Origin of the sequence: Streptomyces sp. PsTaAH-124, assembly GCF_000373685.1 — a bacterium.
GTDB lineage: Bacteria > Actinomycetota > Actinomycetes > Streptomycetales > Streptomycetaceae > Streptomyces > Streptomyces andamanensis.
In genome coordinates, this window is record NZ_KB892162.1 from 74,605 (window position 1) to 75,816 (window position 1,212).

General features: G+C 73.1%; 1 protein-coding gene. It reads left to right on the forward strand.

Annotated features, from left to right (window positions below; translation table 11 throughout):
• The coding region (locus B086_RS46195; RefSeq protein WP_037873146.1) for an AMP-binding protein at positions 1-1,212 on the forward strand (1,212 nt) is incomplete at both ends.

Sequence of the window (1,212 nt, forward strand, 5' to 3'; positions counted from 1 at the left end):
CGCGGCGGTCGCCGCCCTGCTGCACCGGCTCGGCGCCGGTGACGACATCCCCCTCGGCACCCCGGTCGCCGGACGCACCGACACCGCGCTGGACGGCCTCGTCGGCTTCTTCGTCAACACCCTCGTGCTCCGCACCGACCTCTCCGGCGACCCGAGCTTCACGGACCTGCTGGCCCGGGTGCGGGCGACCGACCTGGCCGCGCTGGACCACGCCGACCTGCCCTTCGACCGCATGGTGGAGGCCCTCGACCCGCACCGCACGCTGGCCCGCCACCCCCTCTTCCAGACGATGGTGGCCTACGAGGGCGGCGGCCCGGACCACAGCCGGCTGCTGGGCGCGGACACGGCGGAGTTCCCGGTCCGCGCCGGTGCGGCCAAGTTCGACCTGGAGATCCTTTTCCGGCGGCTGCCGGGCGCCGGAAGTCCGGTGCTGACCTGCGGAGTCCGGTACGCACTCGACCTGTTCGAGCGTTCCGGCGCCGAACGGCTGCTGTCCCGGCTGGTGCGGCTGCTGGAGCGGGTGGTGGCCGCACCGGACGCTCCCTTGGCACGACTGGAACTGCTGGACGCGGACGAGCGGGAACAGGTGCTGCGCGGCTGGAACGACACCGCTCGTGCCCTGGACGGACCCGCCACCCTCGCCGATCTCGTGGCGGACGGCGCCCGCGAGCCCGGGGCCGTCGCGCTGGTGCACGAAGGCACGCCGGTCAGCCGGGGAGTCTTCGAGGAGCGGGTCGACCGGCTGGCCCGGCTGCTCATCGGCCGGGGCGTAGGCCCCGAATCCGTCGTCGCGGTCGCCCTGCCCCGCTCCGTGGATCTCCTCGTCGCCCTGCATGCCGTCGTACGCGCGGGAGGTGCCTATCTGCCGCTGGACCCGGCCCTGCCCGCCGACCGGCTCACCTACATGACCGACACCGCCGCACCGGTGTGCGTCATCACGGACCGGACCTCACTCGCCACACTGCCCGAACAGCTCCAAGTGGATGCCGTACTGCTCGACGCGCCGTCCGTGGCCGAAGAGTTGGCAGGGCTGGCGGCGGACCCGGTCACGGACGCCGACCGGCTCGCGCCGCTGCTGCCGTCCCACCCGGCCTACGTACTGTTCACCTCCGGATCCACCGGACGCCCCAAGGGCGTACTGATCGAGCACGCCGCCATCGTCAACCGCCTCCAGTGGATGCAGGACACCTACCGGCTCACGACAGCGGACCG